Below are 19,626 nucleotides of genomic sequence, written 5' to 3'. Positions count from 1 at the left end.
CTTATCTCCTCATGCTGCCTGATTACTCGGCAAATTGACTATTGTATAGATCCGCATAGAATCCTTTCTGTTCGAGTAACTCATGATGATTCCCGGACTCAATTATATTACCTTTATTCATGACAATTATTTTTTCAGCATCCCTGATTGTTGATAATCGGTGCGCAATGACAAAGCTGGTTCGTCCCTTCATTAATCTGTTCATAGCCTTTTGTATATAAACTTCTGTTCGTGTATCTACACTACTTGTAGCCTCATCAAGGATGAGTATAGCTGGATCAGATAAAATAGCTCTTGCAATAGTTAATAACTGCTTTTCCCCTTGGGATAGATTACTAGCTTCCTCATTAATAATCGTGTCATAACCATGTGGTAGAGCTCTGATAAAGTGATCTGCGTGAGCGGCAATGGCTGCTCTATGGATCTCTTCCTCTGTTGCATTATCACAACCGTAAGCTATGTTGTCTTTTATGGAACCTTTAAATAACCATGTGTCTTGTAATACCATTCCAAAGGATTTTCGCAAGGAACCTCTGGTGATATCACGTACATCATGTTCATCTATGCTGATGGAACCGCCATTGATTTCATAAAATCTCATGAGTAGGTTTACAAGGGTTGTTTTCCCTGCTCCAGTAGGGCCTACAATAGCTACTGTTTGACCTTTAGTAACCTTAAGATTCACACCGTCCATTAGAAGTTGGTCTTCTAGATAACCAAACTGCAAATCTTTAAAAGTGACATATCCCTCTGGTTTATCAATTGCATAGGCATCCTTGTGATCTGGTTCCAGTTCTGGTTCATCTAATACTTCAAAGACCCGTTCTGCAGAAGCTAGAGTTGATTGCAGGACATTGGCTATGTTAGATAGTTGTGATATAGGCATATTGAACCTGCGCGAATATTGAATAAATGCCTGAATATCACCAAGGTCTATAATGTTCTTGGATGTTAAAACGCCTCCCACAACGCATATCAATACATAACCAATATTGTTAATACAATTCATAACAGGCATAACAATTCCTGAGATGAATTGAGCTCTCCAACCCGCTTCTCCTAAGTTCTTATTGATTTTGGAAAACTTTTCTTTTGATTCTTCCACTCTGTCGAAGGATTTGATAATGGTAAAACCACTGTACATTTCCTCCACATGCCCATTCATATTGCCTAATTCTTTTTGCTGATCTCCAAAAAACTTTTGAGATCTTTTTGCTATGCCAAAGGTTCCAAGCATGGCTGTTGGTAATGTTAGTACACTGATCAAGGTTAGTAAGGGACTAATGGACAACATCATGATTAGTATTCCCAAGATTGTACAAGTTGATGTAATAAATTGAGTTAAACTTTGTTGAAGGGTATTAGCGATATTATCAATGTCGTTGGTAACACGGCTCATTACTTCTCCATGACTTTGACTATCATAGTATTTTAGTGGAAGTCTATGAAGCTTTTTATTAACCTCTTCCCGTATATCAAAAACAATCTTCTGAGCAACATCGGACATTAATAAACTCTGCAAATAGCCTAATAAAGCACTGATTAAATACAGTCCCAATACTAGTAGTAGGATTTTCTCCATGTAATTGAAATCTAAGCTAGGCATTGGTTTTCCCAGTTTTATAGCTACGAATTTACCCATGAATCCTTCATAGAGTTTAGTTGTAACTTTCCCTTGCAGTTTTGGCCCAATTATATTAAAGGCCGTACTAAATATAGCCAGTAATACCACAATTCCTAATTGGACTTTACGGACATTAAAGTATTTTACAAGACGAAGAATGGTCCCTTTTATGTCCTTGGCTTTCCTGGCTGGAGCATTAGTTCTGCCCATTGAGCCAGGTGCTGGTGGTTTTCTCTTGTTATCACTCATGCTGTTTCTTCTTCCGTTAATTGAGAGTTAACGATCTCTTTGTAGACTTGGCATGTCCTGCACAATTCTGTGTGTGTACCAACTCCAACAACTTGTCCCTCATCCAGAACAATGATTCGATCTGAGTTCATAATGGACGAGACCCTCTGGCCGACAATGATTACAGTGGCTTCTTTGGTTTCTTTTCCCAGGGCTTCTCTTAAGTTGGCATCTGTCTTTACATCCAAAGCAGAAAAACTATCATCAAAAAGGTATATTTCTGGTCGCCTTACCAGGGCTCTTGCAATGGATAGTCTTTGTTTCTGACCACCGGATACGTTGCTTCCCCCTTGTGATATAGGAGAATCAAACTTCAATGGCATATCAGAGATGAAGTCTTCTGCTTGGGCAATACGGGCAGCTCGTGCTACTTCTTCATCTGAGGCTGTCTCGTCTCCATAACGGATGTTGTCAGCTACAGATCCTGTAAAGAGTAGTGCTTTCTGAGGGACATACCCAATACGTGATCTAAGATCTTTCTGGGTCATATCTTTTACATTGACTCCATCCACCAGGATCTCTCCTTCACTAATGTCATAAAAGCGGGGGATCAAACTAAGGAGAGTTGATTTTCCACTCCCTGTACTTCCAATAATGGCTGTTGTTTCTCCCGGACCGGTTGTGAAGGATACCTTTGAGAGGGCGGGTGACTCTGCTCCGTGATAGTGGAAAGATACATTTCTAAATTCCACATGTCCCCTATAGTCAGTCTCAGGGGTGACACTAACTTCTGGATCATTAAGATCACTCTCTGTTTCCAGTACTTCATTAATACGCTCTGCTGAAGCTTGTGCTCTTGGAATCATGATGAACATAACTGAAGCCATGATAAAAGCTCCCAGTATTTGCATCCCGTATTGGAGAAAGGCAATCATGTCACCAATATTGGACAAACCTCTATCCACACGGTGGCTACCAAACCATAGGATGGCAATAGTTGTTCCATTCATAATGAACATCATTAAAGGAAATAATAAAGCAAAAATCCGGTTAACCCTCACGGATGTTTTCATTAAATCTTCATTCCCGGTGGTAAAACGTTTCTCCTCGTATTCATCCTTGTCAAAAGCTCGAATAACACGGATACCAGTGAGGTTTTCTCTTAGTAGCAAGTTAAGATGGTCAACCTTCTTTTGAATAGATTGGAAGAGGGGGAAGCCTTTTGCGGCAACTAAACCAATTGATATACCAAGAACCGGAATGGCTATAAAGATAATCCATGCTAGTCCTTTATCCTTTTGTAAAGCTAATATCATTCCTCCAATAGCAGTAACAGGAGCTCTAAACATCATTCTCTGGACGATGACCATGACATTCTGTATTTGGGTGACATCATTTGTACTTCGTGTCACCAATGATGGGGTTCCAAACTTGTCAAACTCATGTAAAGAAAAGTTGGATACCTTTGTAAATAAGGCGGTTCTTAAGTCCTCACAAAAACCTATGGCTAGGTGGGAAGATAGATAGCTGGCTATAATGGCACATATCGCTCCCCCAATAGTAACAAGTAGCATGAGGATCCCTGTTCGAGTGATATAGTCAATATCACTGTTTGTAATTCCTTTATTTACGATATCTGACATCAAATTGGGTAAATACAATTCGCCCATACTTTGTCCAAAGACACAGATTATGGTTGCTATGAGCCACAACCCATAGGGCCCTAAAAACAGTTTTAATAATTTACCCATTATGGCTTAATCTCCATTGGTATGGCTGTGGCTCTTAGTAAATCAGCAGTGGCAATTTGCAAATCAATCTGTTTATTTACAATAGCAAATTCTCTTTGCAGTCTTAGGACAGAGGCTTCAAGTTGATCTAAATCGCTAGCCGTTCCTGAGGCCACACGTTGCTTTGTTACTCTTTCATTTTCTTGTGCAGATCCCAGCATTTTCTTGACATGATCTAGATCTTTTTTTAATTGTGTATAACTCAGGTAACAATTCCTTACGTCCTTAATGATGCTATTTTCTTGTTGTTGTCTTTGAACCTGGGCTCTATTAATACTAGTCTGGCTGGTTTTGGCTGCTGTCATATGTGAGGGAAGTCCTCCCAAATCATAGTTGATCCCTACGCCTAAGCTCCATGTCCCCACAAAGTCAGGATCGCTTTGAAGGAACACTCGGGAATTGGGGTTTGCATAGGTGTAATTACCAAAGAAAGATACCGTAGGTTGTAGGTTAGCTTCTTGGATTTTCTTTTGGGTTTCACTCATTAGAATGGCCATATTGCTGGATTTTATTTCAGGGCGATTAAGGAGGGCTTTATTTACTAATTCTTCTAAGCTAAGGTCCTGGGACATCTGAATAAGATAGGGATCTGTTGTCAGGGAAAAAAGAGGTTCTGTAAATTTACCATCAGTCTGTGTAAGATTGATTAAGTCAGCCAAGTTAATAGAAGCTTTCTTTTCATAAGTGATACCAGCTTCCAAATCCATTTCTGCTTGATCGTATCTCATTCGAGCTTCCAGAAGATCTACTTTTAGGACTGTTCCATTCTTGTATTTTTCCTGTGTGATGTTCCGGTTTTGTTTTGTAAGGGTAAGGTTTTCCTTTAGCATGGAAACGTTTTTCTGAGCACGTAAGGTCTCCCAGTAAGCTCTTTCTGTCTCAAAGCGAATGGCATTTTGTAGAACTTCCAGTTGTAAGGCACTATTACTAACTTGTTCCTTGGCTAAATTTATGGCTTCCTGAATACGGAATCCTGTGTAGATGGGATATTGGAGATCTGCTTTTAGGGCATAAGCATTATCATTAGAGTCTATGTCAAAGGAGGCCGCTCCCAAACTAACTGTAGATCTTATATGACTTAATCTGGTATAGGAGGCGCCTAGATTAAAAGAAGGTAAACGTTCTAACTGAGTTTCTTTTAATTTTCCCTCATTAATTTGAATGGATAATTGGGATGATTTAACCCTCGTATCTCCTGATAGAGTTCTATTAATAGCTTCTGATAGTGACAGGTCTATATCTTGAGCTATTAAGGAAGGCGATAAGAGTAAAATGCTTAAAAATGTAGTAATTAATGTTTTATTCATGTTATTCCTGTTCAAAAAAAGTGGTTACTTTGTGAAGTAAGTTAATGAGAGTTTTACTATCATCATTCCCTAATTGGAGAGCCAATTGATGAAAGCTTTCTTCAAGAGGTTTTCTTGAGGACTTGAGTATGGCTTCGCCATCCTCTGTTAAGTACACATTGACGGCTCTTCTATCATGAGGATCCATTTGTCTACCTATATAATTTTTCTTTTCTAAATCTGTAATGATTTGAGTTACTGCAGATACGGTGATTCCCATGAATGTAGCTATCTCTGATACTCTTAACCCTGATTGATTGGATTTATGACACTTCATAAGACGACTCATAACCATGATTTGACTCATGCTTAGTGATGTTTTAAGGGTTGTAAAAATACTTTTATGAAGGATTCTCTGTAAGGAAGAGATGGATTCTAGTATAAGCAGGGCATTATCTTGTTCCATATAGCACTCCTCTTTATTGTTTAAGTTACTAAACTATTAAGGAGGTAATATATCTAAAAAGATTTAGGGTCAATAGAAAAACTCTCTCATAGTAAGAATGTCCAGGGATGTCTATTTTGATTTGTGCTTAGGTAAAGAAAAAGCTTCAGAACAGGATCCGAAGCTAATTCAGCTTATAGGAAGGAAAAGTCTTTACTTTTTTAGTTTAAAGATTTCCCGTATTTCATACAATACAGAATAATATATATTTTCCATAAGTATTACTTATGGAAGTGCTATGGTGTTACTAATTTAATAAGTAATATTAGCCAATCTTAAGGTCCTTAATGATGTCATCAAGTTTTTGTACCACACCAAATCTCTTATCAAATATTTTAAAATTGTAGTATTCATATATCCTTTCCCCAGTAAAATATTCATTGCTTATGGTAGTATTTGTTAGTTCCGGGATAATGATATTAAAGCCATATTCAAAAGCCACTTTAAGAGAGGTGTCTACACAATACTCCGTTTGCATACCAGTAAGGAGCAGTTGTTGAATCCCCTTTTGATCCAGGTATTCTTTTAGACCTGTGTTTTTGAAGGCTGAGTTATATCTTTTATGGAAGATCTTTTCGGAAGGTCTCGGTTCTATTGCTGTACAGATTTGCCAGCCTGTAGACCCTTTGGATAAGTCTTCGTCATCATTATGTTGCACATAAATAACTTCAATATTCTTTTTACGACAGAGTTCTGCCAAGGTTTTAATGTTAGATATTACTTCCTCTCCTTTAAAGGGGCTTTCCTCCATGAGGGCCTGCTGTACGTCTATGATTAAAAGGGCTTTTTTCATTATTCTTTCCTATAAGAGTGATATGTCTTTTTGTATAATAGTTCAAAAGTAAGTAAATGGCATCCTCTTTCTTGACAACTTAATAAAAGATGTTTATAAAGCCCTTATGGCGAGTACATTATATGTTAAAGATATTAATAAAAAGCTTTTAATTAGGGCATTACGGGATCAAAGGCAAGCAACGATTCGTGAGCTGGCTGATATCACCAAGCTTACTATTGTGACCGTCAAATCTCTTTTGAATGAGCTGATAGACCAGGGAAAAGTACAGGAAGGAGAAAGTGTTCCTTCCAATGGGGGGAGACCTTCTCAGCAATATGTCTTTAATAGTCAGTCTCAATTAGGACTTGTCATTTTCGGCAAAGAGCTGGAAGGTCTGGATTCTCTTTATATCAGAATCATCGATCTCTATGGACAAGTTTTAGATTCTCAGATCGAATCGTGCACATATATAGATTCCGAATATATTAATAATGTTATCGGTAAAATGTTTGAAAAGTTTCCTCAAATAGGTGCAATCAGTTTAGGTCTTCCGGGTATCGAATATGAGGGGCAGATTGTCTCTCTTGACTACAAAGGACTTGTGGGCACTCCATTAATACAACAATTACAGGAACGCTATAACATCCCTGTTGTTATAGAGAATGATGTTAATGCCGCGGTCATGGGAAGAGGGCAGTGTTTTGAAGCGGCACAATCGGAAATATATGTATATTTCGCTAGTAACTCTGGTCCTGGTGCAGGTATTCGTTGGAATGGCCAACTGATTAAGGGAGCCAAAAACTCTGCTGGTGAAGTTGGTTGGCTTCCTTTTGGAATCAAATGGGGGGCAGAACTTGTTAATAACAAACCTGCTTTTGTGAAAGCGGCTGCCTTGTTACTGGTTAGTCTAGTGGTTCTCTATGATCCAGAATCTCTCGTTGTGTATGGAGAGTTTATTGATGATGAATATCTGGATGAGATTGGTACAGAATGTAAAACTCTCCTTTCTCAAAGATCTTTCCCTTCTTTGACCAGGGTAGACGACTTTAGTTCTGATTATGAACAGGGTCTTATAACAATAACGTTAGAAAAATTATTTAATTGAGGTATATATGGCAACTCTATTATTAGTAATAATATACATAGCATTTATTAGTCTGGGCTTACCCGATGCTGTCCTGGGGGCAGGCTGGCCTGTTATACAACCGGATTTAGATGTTCCTTATAGTTATGCCGGTATTATACAAATGATAATAGCAGGTGGAACTATTTTATCCAGTATGTTTTCTGGTTGGCTGATCAAAAAAATGGGAACAGACAAGTTAACAGTAGCCAGTGTCAGTCTCACGGCTATAGCTTTACTGGGTTATTCTATTGCTCCTAATTATCTATGGTTGATTCTCCTTGCGCTTCCATTAGGAATAGGGGCTGGCGCTGTAGATGCTGCTTTAAATTCTTTTGTGGCAGAACATTATGAATCTCGACATATGAGTTGGCTTCATAGCTTTTGGGGCGTGGGGGCCTTAAGTGGTCCTTTTATTTTGTCTTACTTACTAAGTCATGGTCATTCCTGGAGATTAGGATATAGGTTTGTGGGTATCTTCCAAATCGGCTTGGTTGTATTATTGATTGTGTCATTACCTGTTTGGAAGAAGGTGCATAATGTTCCACAAAAACAGGAAGGAGAAGAAGATCATAAGAAGAATCAATCCTTCAATATAATGGATGTCTTTAAAATCAAAGGAGTATCCTTTGCTTTGATTGTGTATTTATTATATTGCGGTATTGAAGCTTCAATGAGTTTGTGGGGAGGTTCCTATTTATATAAAGTAAAACATTTGAATCCTGCAGATGGAGCTACCTTTGTTTCTTTATTCTTTGCCTTTATTACCATCGGAAGATTTTTAACAGGGGCTCTCACTTATCGACTCACTAATAACCAGATGATACGTATAGGAGCTTCTATTATATTGCTAGGTGTCGTTCTTATGATATTGCCCTTACCACTTCCTATCACTGTTGCTGGTTTCTTACTTGTTGGTTTAGGTTGTGCTCCTATCTATCCTTGTATGCTTCATGAAACCCCCGCTCGTTTTGGACGGGACAAGTCTCAATCCATAATGGGATATCAAATGGCCGTTGCTTATATTGGAACAACCATTCTTCCTCCCTTTTTTGGCTTTGTAGCCAGTACCCATTTTATGGAGAGCTTTCCTATCTTTATATTAGTTTACATTGGGATTCTATATATTAGTTTTGAAGCTTTAGTACGAAGAACAAAGGCATAGAGGACTTGTGCCCTCTCAATCGAGAGTGCACAAGGCTAAACTTTTAGAGGTCATTGTACTTAGTCGCAATTCCTTGTAGAGATGTGTGGGCCTCAGTAAATATGTCCACTAATTCAGGGTCAAACTTAACCCCTGATAATTTAATTATTTCATTCACCACATCTTCTTCTTCCCATGACTTCTTATAAACCCTTGTTGATCTTAATGCATCATAGACATCGGCAAGGGAGACTATGCGAGCAAATAAGGGGATCTCATCTCCTTTCTTTCCGAGAGGCAGCCCATTGGAGTTCGTTTTAATGGGAGTATTTGTTTCTGGATCAATCCATCCTGGATAGCCGGTGCCATCCCAGTTTTCATGATGGTTCAAGGCGATGATTCGTGCTAATGCGTCGAGGTCAGAGTTGCCTTCACTGAAAAGTCTGGCTCCTTGAAGGGTGTGGGTTTTCATAATGTCATACTCTTCATTTGTGAACCTGTCAGGTTTTTTTAATATCAAATCGGATATTGATACCTTTCCCACATCATGTAGCATAGCGGCTATGCGAAGGTTATCCTTTGTCTTTTGTATTTCATCATGGGGTATGTAATGTTTATGAGCCCATCGTTCATATATCTCAACACTAAATCCGGCTACTCGATTAACATGAGCACCTGTTTCTTTGGGGTCACGTAGTTCCGCCATTTTTATCATTCGTAATATCATAGTTCGTGTCATCTGAGCTCTTTCCAGAGCCATAGAAGCATTGGTTGCAAAGTTTGTTCCCAATATCACATCATCTTTACTAAAGGCCGTAACCTTTCCCTCCTGGTTTTTGGCATTAATGACTTGAAGCACACCCAATACTGTTCCAGTATTGTTAACTAAGGGAATCGTTAAATTTGAAACACTCTTGTATCCAGACAATTCATCATAAGCTTTGTTATGAGTGTAAGGTTCGGAAGCTGGTATGTGATAAACATCTTTTATATTAACTACCTCTCCTGTATAGGCGGCATAACCTGATATGGATTTTTTATTAATAGGTACCTTTACTACCTTATAGGGTAGTTTATGTCCTGGCGGTAATTTCGATTCTAAAGTAGTATTTTGAGCATAATGAATGGTTAATTGATCTTGCTCTCTAACATAAATTGATCCTGCATCGGCATTAAGGGCAATACGAACTTCTGTTAATATTCTTTCAAGTAATACATCTTTATCTTTTATCGCGTTCAATTCTGAATTTAATTTAAGAACATGAAGCAATTGGTTTTTTTTTACTCTCATACTTTCATCCTATAAAATATTATAAAGGTGATTCATTTCTGATTGCAATGATAAATAATAACTATATTGATATTCCCGGGATGATATCCACATAATATAAATATGACATATAGGAAGAATATTTACTTAGGTCTATCAATTCTGTTTTTAATATCAGCCTGCGCATCGACTTCAAATAGATCGATAATAAAAAGTTTTCTAGTGATCCCTTTTGATTCCCTGCCCATAGATGTCGTTGTTCCTCAAGTCCCCTCCTATACCTATGAATTGCTTTTTCAGATACCAGATGAGACTCACCTATCTGATTCTTTAAATATAAGTTATGTGGAAGTTCTCGTAGAGGAAGATTCCTTAAAGACATATTCTTTGACTAATACAGAGTTAAAGCAAATGGGCAATCGAACGTTATCCATGTCTATTTTGTTTAACCAACTGCCAAAGGTCTCAAAGGAAAAAACGTCGGAACCAGAAAAATACAATCTCCTTGTAAGATATCAGTATAACGATCTTTGGACCAAGCGTCGCCGCTGGGCTGAGTATCGTGTTCACTTTGAATTGGAGATCATAGACTAGAATGAGATATTTTCACTACCCTAATTCTAGTGATCAAGTTAAAATATTTTCGTATTAATAAAGTAGGAGTAAAGTTGTGTTTAATTTAAGTGAAAAATATAAAGATCAATCCTATGAAGTGCGTTTAAAGGTTCCTATCCTATTCTGGTTTGAAGTGATGATATTATTCTCTATCAGCTTAGTATTAGTGATAGATGTGATGTCCAGTGTTGCTTTAGTTCACTTATTATCTCATGTGGCCATTGCATTGGTCGTGATCATAAGTGTTGTTAGTTTATTACTCAAGAAATATAACTTTTCTTCCACACTACTTTTTTGCTTCGTTTCTTTAGCTATGGGAATACTCCGGATGTTAGAAACATATACTGGTCCAGAAACGGTAGCGCTAAATGCTGTTGTGATGGGATCTTTTTTGGTTATGTCAGGTCTTTTTATTAATCAAAGAAGGTACCTGATCGGCCTCGCTGCCTTTGCCAATATTGTATCTCTTTGGCCTGTCGTATTTGCTTTCCTTCCTAATTCTGATAGAACGGGATTAACCATGATCCCTGTGCTTTATCCTCTCATTGCTATGCTATTCATAACTTTTTCGATAATAGCTACACGACGGATTTTTGATACAGTGATTAATGACTCTGTTGATCGAATGGATCTGTTAATTAAAAAGAGTGAAGGGGAGTCGGAGATCCTCAGAAGTTCCGCTGATCAATTGGCTAAATCAGAAGTCTTGCTCCAGCACTCTCAGGAAACCTCAAATTCTGTTATTGAAATAGATAAAAACATATCTTCCATAGGCGCCAATATAGGGTCCCTGGATAAAGGAATCAAATCCACCCAAACTATTCTAAAAGAGATGCAAAGCTCTGTAGGCGAGATGGAGGAACGTGTTAAAGATCAGATTATGAATGTATCCCATGCAACAGCAGCTATTGAGCAAATTGTTGCCTCTATTAAGTCTGTTGGTACTATCATTGCCAAGGAAGAACAATCGGTATCCCTACTAAAAAGTAAAGCCAATGAAGGGGGGTCAATCGTTAAGAATACCATGCAGGCTTTCTCCCAGGTAACTGGTCACTTGGATAATATTCGGGGTATGACGAGCGTCATATCCAAGATTGCTGCTCAAACTAACCTTTTGGCTATGAATGCGGCCATAGAAGCTGCTCATGCGGGGGATCTGGGACGGGGCTTTGCTGTTGTTGCCCAAGAGATCAGGAATCTCGCAGAATCATCATCAGGCAATGCCAAAGAGATTGGTAATCGCTTAAAAGAACTTATTGATTCCATCGAAACGGCTAACAAACAAGTAGATTCGACTGGTATCTTTTTTCAGGAGATACAAGATGAAGTTGATAGTGTATCTATTGCTATGGGCGAGATCAGAAGTAGTGCAGATGAATTGAATTATGCTGGTAAGGATATTCTGAATACCTCCACAGCACTCTCTGAGTCATCAAGCGAAATGGAAACAGGTATAACAGTGATTAGTAAATCATCTCATAGTATCAATACTGATATGTCCGGTCTTGTTGATGTGTCTTCCCATATTACTTCGGGAATGGAAGAAATATCACAGGGCATGTCCCTGATAAATAACTCTTTACAGGAGATACATCAGTTTTCCAATGAGCTTATATCTCGAAGCAAAGAGCTAAATACCCAAATAAACAACCTCGATGAGGAATAATTACTTCCTTAAGCCTTCATATTAAGCTTAGTTAATTAAAATAGAGCCGGAACCATTGACTTTGTGTTGGTGGATAGTCAATACTCCCTTAATGGAAGTGCTCCGGTTTTTAGTCCCAGCCTTATCGGTGCACTCCTAAAGCACACACAGATAAGGATATATATTTTGGAAAAAACTTTCGCAGAACTCGGCCTCAAAGCCGAAATTCTCGAGCGACTTAATGAGATTGGCTATGAAAAACCAACGCCAGTCCAAGGCCAGGCAATACCATACATTTTAGACAGTGATAAAGATCTTATTGCCTTAGCTCATACAGGGACAGGGAAAACAGCAGCTTTTGGTTTGCCTATTTTAAATAAGGTTGATGTTAATGTTAAAACACCTCAAGCTTTGATTCTGTCGCCTACTAGGGAATTGTGTTTGCAAATCGCTAAGGACCTTGAAAGCTACTCAGCCAAGATGCGAGGCTTAAGGGTTACCTCTGTTTATGGTGGGGCTAATATCTCTACTCAAATTAGAGAATTACGTAATGGGACCCATATTGTGGTCGCAACACCGGGACGTATCTTAGATTTACTTAATAGGGGCAAAGTTGATTTCACACAAATCAAGATACTTGTATTAGATGAAGCTGATGAGATGCTTAACATGGGGTTCAAAGATGATTTGGATTCTATACTGGCTTCTATTCCTGAAGGAAAAAGAACCTGTTTATTCTCAGCTACTATGCCAGAAGAAATCAGACGAATTGGTAAAAACTACATGGTTGATCCTGAGACCATCCGTGCCAGCAATATCAACAAACCAACTGGTAATATCAAACATCAGTATTATCTTGTAAGAGCTAGTGATCGATACGCGGCTCTTAAACGTACCATTGATTCTAATCCAGGATTGTATGGAATCGTTTTTTGCAGAACCAAACGTGGAACTCAGGAAGTAGCAGATTGGCTTGTTAAAGATAAATATCGTGCAGAAGCTCTTCATGGTGATTTAAGTCAAGCACAACGTGATTATGTTATGCATAAGTTCCGTCAAGGAGCTCTTTCACTCTTGGTTGCAACAGATGTTGCCGCTCGAGGGATTGATGTAAACAGCTTAACTCACGTCTTTCACTTTGATCTTCCCGATGAAGGGGAAACATACAGACATAGATCTGGTAGAACAGGTAGAGCTGGTAAAGAAGGAATTAGTATAAGTTTGATCACTCCTTCTGAGCATCGTAAGCTAAAGAAGATTGAAAGAAGTTTAGGTGCTCGTATGGAACGAATGGAAGTTCCTACTGGAGAAGAGGTTTGTCAAAATCAATTATTGGCTCTGGTAGATAGAGTGCAAAATGCTGAAGTTGACACTAATCTTATTCAGGAATTCTGGCCCATCCTTAAGGAACGCCTGGAGACCATGGACTTCGAAGATGTGATCCAACGATTCTTCTCCTTAGAATTCCAATCCTATCTAAGGGAATACAAAGATGCCCCTGATATTAGAACAGCCAAGAGTTATGGTGAAGGTCGTGAGAGTAGTTATGGTGATTCAAGATCCCGAATTACGCAAAGCCGTGATCAGCAAACATTGGAAATCAATATCGGACGTCGAGATAAGATTACCGTACCCAAATTATTGGAAATCATCAATAAAACAGTAGGCCGAGGACATATTCCTATTGGCGCTATTGATTTGTTACGTAACCAGAGTAGATTTCAGGTTCCTAACAAATATGCGGATTTAATCCTACGATCTTTTAAAGGTGCAGAGCATCATGGTCGTAGCATTAGTGTTACTATTGCTGAGAACAATGGTCGCTCCACTCAGCAACGTCGATACCGGGATAATAGACGTAAAACTGAACGATATAGGAAATAAATTCAATAAAATATCGTCTAAGGGCTTGTCTTAGCTTATTTATCAGCTTAACCTGAACTAAAATTTTATTTGTTGAGGTATGAGATGGAGCAACCAAGCCCTTTACATTCTTTTCACATTCCCGTGCTGGGGACTGGCTTCACAGTTGATACTCCGGTAAAAGTGGCCAGTTACGGGATCTCATCAGTAATATCACTGGTAGATGATGAATTGATCGAGTCTATGCGGGCTCATTACTGTCAGCAATGGAATAGGGATTATACCCCTATTACCAAAGCTGAAGATAATCATCGTGCAAAACGTATTACAGCTTATTTGAATTTAATAAATGACATAATAGACATAGAATTCGAACAAACCCTAGAAAATGACTTATGGCGATTAGTAGAGATGTTGCCTGAAGGTGAGCTTCGACAAGCTTTTTATGCTTGTAAGGAAATGGAAGGAGAAGAAGCTCGTTCTCAGATTGATCTCTTGAAGCAAAAGCTGTCTAAAGGATCCATTGATGTCAACATTATGACCAAACTAGATGGAGTCAAAAAGTATGCTCATACTGCTTTAATAGGTTTTGCAGAATCTGAGGTCGAAGGTTCTGTTGTTCTATCTGCCGGTATGAACCCGGGATTATTTGGAATCTTAGAACAATATGATGATTTTAAAGCAAACGAAGATGGTGTTATTAAGAAAAAAATCATTATCAAAGTTAGTGATTACCGTTCAGCCATGGTTCAAGGACGTATGTTAGCCCGTAAAGGTTTATGGGTGAGTGAATATCGTATCGAATCCGGACTAAATTGTGGTGGTCATACATTCCCTTCTCAAGGCGTTCTATTGGGACCTATTCTTGAAGAATTTCGCAATAGTAGAGAAAATCTTCAAACCACTCTTTATAATGCTTATCTAAAAGCAGGTGGGAAAGAGTTATCCAGTTCACGTGTACGTATCACAGTACAAGGGGGAATAGGGACTCATGAAGAAGATAAGTTCCTTCAGTCTGAATTTGCCATGGATGGTACTGGTTGGGGAACACCTTTTATGCTTGTACCAGAAGCCATTAATATGGATGATGACAGCTTAAAACTGCTTAGTGAAGCTGGTGAAGAAGATATTTATTTAAGTGAAGCTAGTCCTCTGGGAGTTCCATTCTGGAATGTTCATGGGTCTGCCAGTGAAACAAAACGTATTGAACGTATTGAAGCAGGTAAGCCAGGGGCCCCCTGTGTTAAAGGTTTTCTGGCTCTTAATGAGGAATTTGAGGGTAACCCAAGGTGTACTGCCAGTCGGGCATATCAAAATAAAAAGTTATTAGCTCTAAAAGCAGCCGATTTAAGTACTGCCGTTTATGATAGACTTCGTCAAAGTGTATTAGACAAGGCTTGTATTTGTCATGATCTGGCTGGTTGTGCTACTAAAAAGTTGGGGATAGACAAACTAGCTCTACCAGCTATGACTCCTGGACCTAATTTAGCCTATTTCAAAGGCATTTCCAGTCTTAAAGATATGGTCTCACATATCTATGGACGTATTAATTTGCTAAAAGTTAAAGAAAGACCACATATGTTTCTTAAGGAATTGGAATTATATATTAATTACCTTAGAAAGCAGGGCGAGGATTTTTCTCTTGGTTTATTAAAAGATGGAGAAAAGACTATCGAAAGCTTTATCAAGAATATCTCAAGTGGTATCAGTTATTACCATTCTTTAGCTGATAAATTCGCTCTTAATACTAAGGAAAGTTTCTTGAAAGGACTTGATTCCTTGCAAGCTGAGTTCAATTCTCTTACTGGTGTACTAGAAGCTAAAATCGAAAAGACAGTAGAGAACTAATTAACTGTTGCCAGTAGTCACATGAACTTGGTTTTTACCTTGTTCTTTGGCTCTGTGCAACATTTTTTTTGCCCTTTCCAGAACATCTGTAATACTTCTGTCGTCAGTAAGAACAGTGGCGGCTCCTATACTAACAGTAAAAGACGTTTCCTGATCCTCTTCCAGTATGACAATTTTTCTTATCTCTTCATGAATGCGTTTGGCTACCCCTTCAGGTTCTATAGTTTCTGCAAGGAAAAGCACAAATTCACCGCCCTGAACACGACCCAGGAAGTCATTCTCACGTATTAAATGGGTTACCTTTTCAGCCAAACTTTTTAAGGCATAATCCCCTGCTCGTCTACCTATTTGGACATTAATATGATGAAGCATATCCAGATCAATATAAACCAGAGCAAATGGTCTTTTGTATCGGATCCATCTAGCCCATTCATTGTTCAACTTAAGATCAAAGAAGTACTCTTCTCTATAAGCTCCTGTTAATTCATCTTTGGTGGATAACTTTTCCAATCTTTCTTTTGTCACCACCAGGTCATGAACATCATGAAAGGTATAGAGATAAGCTTTGGGAATATTTTCTTCAATCATTATACTTACCATAGCATCAACCCAGAAGATGTCTCCTTCATTTGGAAAAACCCGACATCGCTGGGTGAAACTGCTTTTCTTTGCAGCAAACAATCGTTCGCATTCCGAATGATGAAGACTTAGATCTTTGGGATAAATAAACTCTTGAATACGATGATCCAGGGCCATGACTTCATTGATATTAAACATCTTCAGAAAAGCTGGGTTTGACCTGGTTATTTTACCGTCCATAGTCGTAATGACGCTTGGAGTTTCCATTATGTCAAAGGTATCAATCATTTGAGTCTCCCCTGGAATCCTATGGTTTTTAGTGTTAGATTTCATTTACATTGTAACAAAGAATGGAAACATGTGGTATTTTTTATTTGTTACCATAAGAACAATAATGTTTTTTTTAAATGAAAGATAAAAAGGAGTGATTAAGTGTTAAAGAAAATATGGCCCTTAATATTGGCCGTCATACTATTCGCTGGCTGTGCGGGCTCAAATGAATTGTCAAAGGCCGATACCAAATCTGCCTTGCCTTTCGACTCTCGTGTCGCGACGGATACTTTAGATAATGGATTAACCTATTTTGTTAGAGAAAATAAAAAACCAGACAACAGAATTGCCTTAAGACTTGTAGTGAACGCTGGTTCCTTAATGGAAGAAGAGGATCAACAAGGATTAGCTCACCTTATTGAACATATGGCTTTCAATGGAACAGAACATTTCGCCAAACAGGAATTAGTGGATTATTTTGAGATGGTTGGAATGGACTTTGGTCCTGAAATCAATGCCTACACTAGTTTTGATGAAACAGTGTACATGCTTCGTATCCCCGCAGATGATCCAGAGATTCTGGATAAAGCCCTTCTTGTCCTTCATGATTGGGCTACCTCAATAAGTTTTGATCCTGAAGAAGTGGATAAGGAACGGGGTGTTGTTACAGAAGAATGGCGTCTAGGACGTGGGGCTCAGGGTCGTATACAGGATCAGCAATTTCCTGTTCTATTTGATGGATCCCGGTATGCAGATCGTCTTCCCATAGGACATATGGATGTTGTGGCGAATGCACCTGTACAGAGATTAAAAGACTTTTATCATAAATGGTATCGACCAGAATTAATGTCGATCATTGTCGTGGGAGATGTGGATCAGGACACAGTAATTAAAAAGATCAAAGAGCAATTTGACTATCCCTCACAGGGCGGGCCGGAAAGACCTTCTTATCCTGTTCCTGATAACAAGGATATAAATATCAATATCACAACTGATCCTGAAACCTCCTACAATCAGGTAGAAGTGTATTACAAACAAGATCCTAAGGATTTCTTCACAAGAGGGGATTATAGAGAGACTATCAAACAAGCTTTACAATTCCGTATGCTTAATAAAAGATTAGCTGAGATCCTTCAGGAAGAAAATCCTCCCTTCCTTGATGTGAGCACAGGTTCACAGCGTTTTGTGAGAAATAAAGATTTGGGGTATCTCATCGCCATAGCTCCAAGTGGGGGCATCGATACAAGTCTCAGGGCTTTATTAGAAGAATCAGAACGGGTCAAACGTTATGGATTTACCCAAGCAGAATTAGATAGAGAAAAGAACAATCTCCTCTCTTCCATGCGGCAATACTATTTAGAAAAAGAGAATATACCATCTTCTTCTCTTGCGGATGAACTAAAACGTCACTATTTATTTGGCGAACCAATTCCGGGAATTGAAGTTGAGTATCAGCTGTATAAAGATTTCCTTCCCGGCATATCTCTAAAAGAAATGAATCAATTTGTCTCCAATTGGCTAGACGATGTTGGTCCTGTAGTTCTCATCTCGGCACCAGAGGGGGAAATGATTCCTACAGAAAGTGATGTGGAAGGAATTTTTAATCAGGTTAAGTCAGAAGATTTAAAACCCTATGCTCTTATGGCAGATGATAGAGAATTAATGGAAAACATACCTACTCCCGGAGCTATCCTGGATGAACAAAAATATCCTGCTACAGGAATCACCAGATGGACCTTATCTAATGGAGCCCAGGTTATTGTAAAGCCAACAGATTTTATGGACAACCAAGTCCTCTTTTATGCTGTAAGTCCCGGTGGTTCTTCTCTTGTGAAGGATAGGGACTACTTATCTTCCCAGTTTGCTATGGCCATTGCCAGTCAATCTGGTCTTAATGGTTTTAATTCCATTGAGCTACAAAACCTTTTGGCAGGCAAGTCTGTCAAAGTAAACTCCTGGATTCATGACTATTATGAAGGAGTCTCCGGTCAGTATAGTCCTGAAGATGGGACAACCTTCTTCCAGCTTGTTAATCTATCATTCACAAAGCAGATGTATACAAAACAGGCTTTTAATTCGCTTATGAACCGTTACTCTAGTTTTCTGGAAAATAAAGAAAATGATCCACAAACCATATTTAGTGACCGTCTACGTGTACTGACTTCAGGGGGGCATTTCAGATATAGACCTTTGACCTCCTCTTTGTTGAGTGAAGTAAAACTTGAGCAGGCTCAAAAGATTGGTGAAGAGAGATTCGCCAATGCTGCTGATTTTACATTCTTCTTTGTAGGTAACATTGATATGAAAGAACTCAAAGAAGAAGTCTCTACCTATATAGCCAGTCTGCCCGCCACAACAAAACGAGAATCTTTTGTGGATCAAAATGTTAACTTTCCTAAAGGTATAACCGAAGAGACCATACACAAAGGATTGGAGCCTCAAAGCCGAGTTCACCTTACTTTCTCCGGAGATTTTACTCCAGGGAAATGGCAAAAAGATCTCTTTGAAGCGGCCCGTCATGTCTTAGCCCTTAGACTTCATGAAAAGATTCGGGAAGATATGAGTGGAACCTATGGGGTCCGAGTCTCTGGTGCTGCCACAGATGTACCTAATGATCACTTTTCCTTAAATATAGATTTTGGCTGTGAACCGGGACGGGAAGAGGAACTAACTGCCGCTGTATTCGATGAGATCAAAAAGCTTGCCAGTGGTGTTGTTCAGGAGAAAAATATCGTAAAGGTAAAAGAAGGACTCATTAGAGATCAGGAGAAGGGATTAAAAGAAAACTCCTACTGGTTATCCCAAATGATTGATCTGGAATTAGATGGTAAGGATTTTGATGTCATTATGGAGGAATCTAAAATCATAGATCAGATCACTCCTGCCAATATATCACGAATGATTAAGACCTATATAAATCCTGATCATTATGTCAAACTGATCTTAACACCTGAAGATAAGTAATTATTTTACTTATATAGACCGATAATCCCGGAGGTCATGTGCTTTCGGGATTTCTTAAAGCTCAAACTGGAAGTCTGCTTATTGAAGACCAATGAAG

General features: G+C 38.7%; 14 protein-coding genes. 7 read left to right on the top strand and 7 right to left on the bottom strand.

Translation table 11 applies throughout. From position 1 onward, the window contains the following. Positions 1–22: 22 nt before the first annotated feature. From K345_RS0114680 to K345_RS0114655, 5 genes are all read right to left on the bottom strand, one after another. Positions 23–1,873 carry an ABC transporter ATP-binding protein gene (locus K345_RS0114680; protein WP_028974809.1) on the bottom strand — a complete coding sequence of 617 codons (1,851 nt, stop codon included), beginning with the start codon at positions 1,871–1,873 and terminating at the stop codon, positions 23–25. Further along, positions 1,870–3,603: an ABC transporter ATP-binding protein gene (locus K345_RS0114675; protein WP_028974808.1), complete on the bottom strand. Its 1,734-nt coding sequence runs from the start codon at positions 3,601–3,603 to the stop codon at positions 1,870–1,872. Before K345_RS0114675 ends, K345_RS0114680 begins: the two co-directional genes overlap by 4 nt. Further along, on the bottom strand, positions 3,603–4,949 hold the full coding sequence (locus K345_RS0114670) for a TolC family protein (RefSeq protein ID WP_028974807.1): 1,347 nt from the start codon (positions 4,947–4,949) through the stop codon (positions 3,603–3,605). Before K345_RS0114670 ends, K345_RS0114675 begins: the two co-directional genes overlap by 1 nt. A gap of 1 nt (position 4,950) precedes the next feature. Beyond that, the gene (locus K345_RS21280; RefSeq protein WP_053228345.1) at positions 4,951–5,394 is read right to left on the bottom strand and encodes a MarR family winged helix-turn-helix transcriptional regulator; all 444 of its coding nucleotides are present in this window, start codon (positions 5,392–5,394) and stop codon (positions 4,951–4,953) included. Between the two features lie 304 nt (positions 5,395–5,698). Further along, positions 5,699–6,226, bottom strand: coding sequence for a cysteine hydrolase family protein (locus K345_RS0114655; RefSeq protein WP_028974806.1), 528 nt, complete (start codon positions 6,224–6,226; stop codon positions 5,699–5,701). A 106-nt stretch (positions 6,227–6,332) separates the two neighbouring features. Between K345_RS0114655 and K345_RS0114650 the strand changes: the two genes are divergently transcribed. Both K345_RS0114650 and K345_RS0114645 read left to right on the top strand, forming a co-directional pair. Further along, a complete protein-coding gene (locus K345_RS0114650) occupies positions 6,333–7,313 on the top strand; it encodes an ROK family transcriptional regulator (protein ID WP_028974805.1) in 981 nt (326 codons plus the stop codon). Between the two features lie 7 nt (positions 7,314–7,320). Beyond that, the gene (locus K345_RS0114645; protein ID WP_028974804.1) at positions 7,321–8,496 is read left to right on the top strand and encodes an MFS transporter; all 1,176 of its coding nucleotides are present in this window, start codon (positions 7,321–7,323) and stop codon (positions 8,494–8,496) included. A gap of 43 nt (positions 8,497–8,539) precedes the next feature. Here the strand turns inward: K345_RS0114645 and K345_RS0114640 are convergent, their stop codons facing one another. Beyond that, a complete protein-coding gene (locus K345_RS0114640; RefSeq protein ID WP_028974803.1) occupies positions 8,540–9,766 on the bottom strand; it encodes an HD family phosphohydrolase in 1,227 nt (408 codons plus the stop codon). Positions 9,767–9,868: 102 nt separating this feature from the next. Between K345_RS0114640 and K345_RS0114635 the strand changes: the two genes are divergently transcribed. The 4 genes from K345_RS0114635 (at position 9,869) to K345_RS0114620 (ending at position 15,716) form a co-directional block, all read left to right on the top strand. Further along, entirely contained in the window at positions 9,869–10,339 is a 471-nt protein-coding gene (locus K345_RS0114635) for a hypothetical protein (protein ID WP_156888421.1), read from the top strand. A 76-nt stretch (positions 10,340–10,415) separates the two neighbouring features. Continuing rightward, positions 10,416–12,026 carry a methyl-accepting chemotaxis protein gene (locus tag K345_RS0114630; RefSeq protein ID WP_028974801.1) on the top strand — a complete coding sequence of 537 codons (1,611 nt, stop codon included), beginning with the start codon at positions 10,416–10,418 and terminating at the stop codon, positions 12,024–12,026. Positions 12,027–12,191: 165 nt separating this feature from the next. Beyond that, positions 12,192–13,889 carry a DEAD/DEAH box helicase gene (locus K345_RS21275; protein ID WP_211227896.1) on the top strand — a complete coding sequence of 566 codons (1,698 nt, stop codon included), beginning with the start codon at positions 12,192–12,194 and terminating at the stop codon, positions 13,887–13,889. Positions 13,890–13,973: 84 nt separating this feature from the next. Then, the gene (locus K345_RS0114620; protein ID WP_028974800.1) at positions 13,974–15,716 is read left to right on the top strand and encodes a hypothetical protein; all 1,743 of its coding nucleotides are present in this window, start codon (positions 13,974–13,976) and stop codon (positions 15,714–15,716) included. On the opposite strand, the gene K345_RS0114615 is transcribed toward K345_RS0114620, so the two are convergent. Continuing rightward, a complete protein-coding gene (locus K345_RS0114615) occupies positions 15,717–16,583 on the bottom strand; it encodes a GGDEF domain-containing protein (protein ID WP_028974799.1) in 867 nt (288 codons plus the stop codon). 144 nt (positions 16,584–16,727) lie between these two features. Here K345_RS0114615 and K345_RS21270 point away from each other — a divergent pair, with 144 nt between their 5' ends. After that, positions 16,728–19,529 carry a M16 family metallopeptidase gene (locus tag K345_RS21270; RefSeq protein ID WP_053228344.1) on the top strand — a complete coding sequence of 934 codons (2,802 nt, stop codon included), beginning with the start codon at positions 16,728–16,730 and terminating at the stop codon, positions 19,527–19,529. Positions 19,530–19,626 lie beyond the last annotated feature (97 nt).

It is taken from the genome of Spirochaeta cellobiosiphila DSM 17781 (genome assembly GCF_000426705.1).
Classification (GTDB): domain Bacteria; phylum Spirochaetota; class Spirochaetia; order DSM-17781; family DSM-17781; genus Spirochaeta_E; species Spirochaeta_E cellobiosiphila.
This window is presented reverse-complemented; position numbering and strand designations above follow the sequence as displayed.

Bases quoted from the DNA above. Each gene is read 5' to 3' on its own strand.
- K345_RS0114635 (WP_156888421.1), top strand. From the start codon at position 9,869: ATGACATATAGGAAGAATATTTACTTAGGTCTATCAATTCTGTTTTTA.
- K345_RS0114620 (WP_028974800.1), top strand. From the start codon at position 13,974: ATGGAGCAACCAAGCCCTTTACATTCTTTTCACATTCCCGTGCTGGGG.
- K345_RS0114670 (WP_028974807.1), bottom strand. From the start codon at position 4,949: ATGAATAAAACATTAATTACTACATTTTTAAGCATTTTACTCTTATCG.
- K345_RS0114615 (WP_028974799.1), bottom strand. From the start codon at position 16,583: ATGATTGATACCTTTGACATAATGGAAACTCCAAGCGTCATTACGACT.
- K345_RS0114640 (WP_028974803.1), bottom strand. From the start codon at position 9,766: ATGAGAGTAAAAAAAAACCAATTGCTTCATGTTCTTAAATTAAATTCA.
- K345_RS0114675 (WP_028974808.1), bottom strand. From the start codon at position 3,603: ATGGGTAAATTATTAAAACTGTTTTTAGGGCCCTATGGGTTGTGGCTC.
- K345_RS0114645 (WP_028974804.1), top strand. From the start codon at position 7,321: ATGGCAACTCTATTATTAGTAATAATATACATAGCATTTATTAGTCTG.
- K345_RS0114650 (WP_028974805.1), top strand. From the start codon at position 6,333: ATGGCGAGTACATTATATGTTAAAGATATTAATAAAAAGCTTTTAATT.
- K345_RS21280 (WP_053228345.1), bottom strand. From the start codon at position 5,394: ATGGAACAAGATAATGCCCTGCTTATACTAGAATCCATCTCTTCCTTA.
- K345_RS0114655 (WP_028974806.1), bottom strand. From the start codon at position 6,226: ATGAAAAAAGCCCTTTTAATCATAGACGTACAGCAGGCCCTCATGGAG.
- K345_RS0114680 (WP_028974809.1), bottom strand. From the start codon at position 1,873: ATGAGTGATAACAAGAGAAAACCACCAGCACCTGGCTCAATGGGCAGA.